Source organism: Caulobacter vibrioides OR37 (genome assembly GCF_000372645.1).
Taxonomy (GTDB): Bacteria; Pseudomonadota; Alphaproteobacteria; order Caulobacterales; family Caulobacteraceae; genus Caulobacter; species Caulobacter vibrioides_E.
Genome location: NZ_APMP01000057.1, coordinates 1 through 3,154, shown reverse-complemented (window position 1 = coordinate 3,154; position 3,154 = coordinate 1). Strand labels below are relative to the sequence as shown.

Genomic DNA, 3,154 nt, shown 5'->3' with positions numbered 1-3,154 from the left:
TCAAGGCCCGGGTGCTGGTCCTGACCCAGCGCGCCGCCGAGCTGCACGACAAGCTGCCGCCCAAGCAGGCCGCCGACACCTCCAAGCTGGTGCTCTCGCCTATGCCCGGCCTCGTCGTCTCCATGGACGTCGCCCCCGGACAGCTGGTCCGCGAGGGCGAGGTCGTCTGCGTCCTCGAGGCCATGAAGATGCAGAACATCATCCGCGCCGAGCGCGACGGAACCGTCAAGGCCGTCAACGCAAAAGCCGGCGATCCCGTCGCCGCCGACGAAATCCTCGTGGAGTTTGGCTGATGAACTACCAACCTCGCATTCCCCTCGCCCCGATCCGCCTGATCGAGATCGGCGACGCCGCCCGACGCCTGGGCGTCACGGCGCGCACGCTGCGTCACTATGAGGACCAAGGGCTGGTGCGCTCGCACCGCCTCGCCCGGAACGTGCGGGGCTACGACGTCGGCACGCTGGAACAGCTGAAAGCCATCGTCGCCCTGCGCGGCGTCGGTCTGCCGATCGCCGCGATCCGCGACATCCTGGTTCTGCGGGACAAGCCCGCCGCCCAAAGCGAGGCGCTGCGCCAGGCTCTGGCGGAGGCGCTCGACGAGCAGCAGGCCCAGTTGGCGCGGCTGGCGGATCTGGCCGCGCATGTGGCCACGGACGCCGCCGCCCTCCCCCCGACCATCGCTGGCCTGCAGGCGAGCGTGGCGCAACCCGTCGCGTGATCGTGTCATAAGGAATTGCCGCCGCGTCACCATGGCCAGGAGGCGATTTAGCTGATCGATTAACGCCAAAAGACGAACAGCCTGGGAGGCCTCCGGACCATGCGCGATCCCCATTTTTCGCCGGTGATCATCGGCGTCGGCGAAGCCATCGATCGCCCGACGACGCTGGAGCAGAGCCTGGAACCCGTGGCCCTGATGGCCAAGGCGCTGGAAGCCGCGCAGGACGACGCCGGCGCCCGGGTGCTGGCGCATGTCGACACGCTGGACCTCGTGGGCCTGGTGTCCTGGCGCTATGTCGATCCGGTGGGACAGCTCGCCGAGCGCCTGGGCATCGATCCCGCCCGCAAGACCAACGCCAGCATGGGCGGCGAGACCCCGATCCGCCTGATCCACGATGCCGCCGTCCGCATCGCGCGCGGCGAGCAGAAGGTCGCCGCCATCGTCGGTGGGGAGTCGACCCACAGCGCCACCCGCGCCCGCCGCGATAAGGCCAAGCCGCCGTGGACCCCGCTAGCCTCCGCCGAGACCGCCGTGCGCTTTCCGTCCAGCCGCTTCGCCATGAGCCCGCCCGCCGTGGCCCTGGGGATGCAGGATCCCGCCCAGGTCTATCCGTTCTATGAAATGGCGGCCCAGGTCGCGTGGGGCCAGACGCCGGCCCAGGCCCAGACCGAGTCCGCCGATCTTTGGGCGCGTTACGCCCAGGTCGCCGCGACCAATCCCAACGCCTGGATCCGCTCCGCCCCCGACGCGGCGACGATCGCCGAGATCACGCCGGACAACCGCCTGATCAACTGGCCCTATCCCAAGCTGATGGTGGCCAATCCGCAGGTGAACCAGGCCGCCGCGATTCTCGTCACCAGCCTGGCCCTGGCGCGCGAGCTGGGCGTTCCGGAGGACCGCATCATCCACGTCTGGAGCGGCGCGGCCGCGCGGGAGCCCGAGGACTATCTGCTGCGCGACAACTACGCCCACTCCACCGCCCAGCAGACCGTGCTGGAGACGGCGGCGGCCCAAGTCGGCGGCGCGGACCGCTTCGCGCACATGGAGCTCTATAGCTGCTTCCCGGTGGTGCCGAAGATGGCCCTGCGCACCCTGGGCCTCGACGCCGACAAGGTCCCGCCCACCGTGACCGGCGGCCTGACCTTCTTCGGCGCGCCGCTGAACAACTATATGGGCCACGCGGTGGCGGCGATGACGCGCAGGCTGCGCGAGCACCCCGAAGACCTGGGCCTGCTCTATGGCCAGGGCGGCTATGTCAACAAGCACCACGCCCTGGTGGTCGGGGCCAAGGCGCCGGCCGAGCCGCTGGCGCAGGACTATTCGGTGCAAGCCGCCGCCGACGCGGCGCGCGGACCCGTGCCGGCTCTGGTCGAGCGCTATGACGGTCCAGCGACCATCGAGACCTACACGGTCCGCTTCGGCCGTGACGGCGCGCCCCAGGACGGAATCGTCATCGCGCGCACGCCGGCCGGCGAACGACTGATGGCCCGCGTCGCCCCCGACGACCAAGCCTCGATGAGCCCGTTGCTGTCGATGGAGCGCTCGGCCGTCGGGACCGAGGGCCACGTGCGCGTCGACGTGTTCGGAACCTTGATCTGGGAAGCGGGGGCCAAGCGCCCCCGGAGCCTCGGCAAGGGCGAATTCGCCAAGGTCGAACGCGAAGGACCGCTGACGATCGTCACGATAAACCGTCCCGACGTGATGAACGCCCTGCACCCGATGGCCAATGCAGAACTGGCCGAGATCTTCGACGCCTTCGCCGCCGATCCGGACCAGTGGGTGGCGATCATCACCGGCGCCGGCGACAAGGCGTTCTCGGCCGGCAACGACTTGAAATATACCGCCGAGGCCATGGCCCGGGGTGAGCCGACTCGCACCCCGACCACGGGCTTCGCCGGCCTCACCTCGCGGTTCGACCTCGACAAGCCGGTCATCGCGGCCGTCAATGGCCTGGCCATGGGCGGCGGCTTCGAGGTCGCCCTGGCCTGCGATCTGATCGTCGCCGACGAAACCGCGGTGTTCGCGCTCCCCGAACCCAAGGTCGGACTGGCCGCTCTCGCGGGCGGGCTGCACCGCCTGCCGCGCCTGATCGGCCTCAAGCGGGCGATGGGCATGATCCTGACCGGCCGCCGGGTCGGGGCGCGGGAGGGCGTCGAACTGGGCTTCGTCAACGAGGTCGCCCCGGCCGGCGAGGTCATGGCGGTCGCTCGTCGCTGGGCCCAGGACATCCTGGCCTGCAGTCCGATGTCGATCCGCGCGTCCAAGCAGACGGTTCATCGTGGCCTGGACACGCCCAGCCTGGAAACCGCCTATCGCGGCCAGGACGCCTATCCGGCCGTGAAGGCGCTGTTCAGATCCGCCGACGTGCGCGAAGGCCCCCTCGCCTTCGCCCAGAAGCGCCCGCCCAAGTGGACGGGGCGATAGGCCGTCCCGCTA

Annotated in this window: 3 protein-coding genes; all 3 read left to right on the top strand. The window is 70.1% G+C overall.

Translation table 11 applies throughout. The features are described 5' to 3' along the window. Window positions 1–293, top strand: a 293-nt coding sequence (locus OR37_RS20450; RefSeq protein ID WP_004625212.1) for an acetyl-CoA carboxylase biotin carboxyl carrier protein subunit, incomplete at its 5' end; no start/stop codon positions are given. Then, complete coding sequence (locus OR37_RS20445) at window positions 293–718, top strand: MerR family transcriptional regulator (protein WP_004625210.1); 426 nt, start codon at window positions 293–295, stop codon at window positions 716–718. The genes OR37_RS20450 and OR37_RS20445, both read left to right, overlap by 1 nt. Before the next feature lie 99 nt (window positions 719–817). Next, a complete protein-coding gene (locus tag OR37_RS22300) occupies window positions 818–3,142 on the top strand; it encodes an enoyl-CoA hydratase-related protein (protein WP_004625208.1) in 2,325 nt (774 codons plus the stop codon). Window positions 3,143–3,154: the final 12 nt, after the last annotated feature.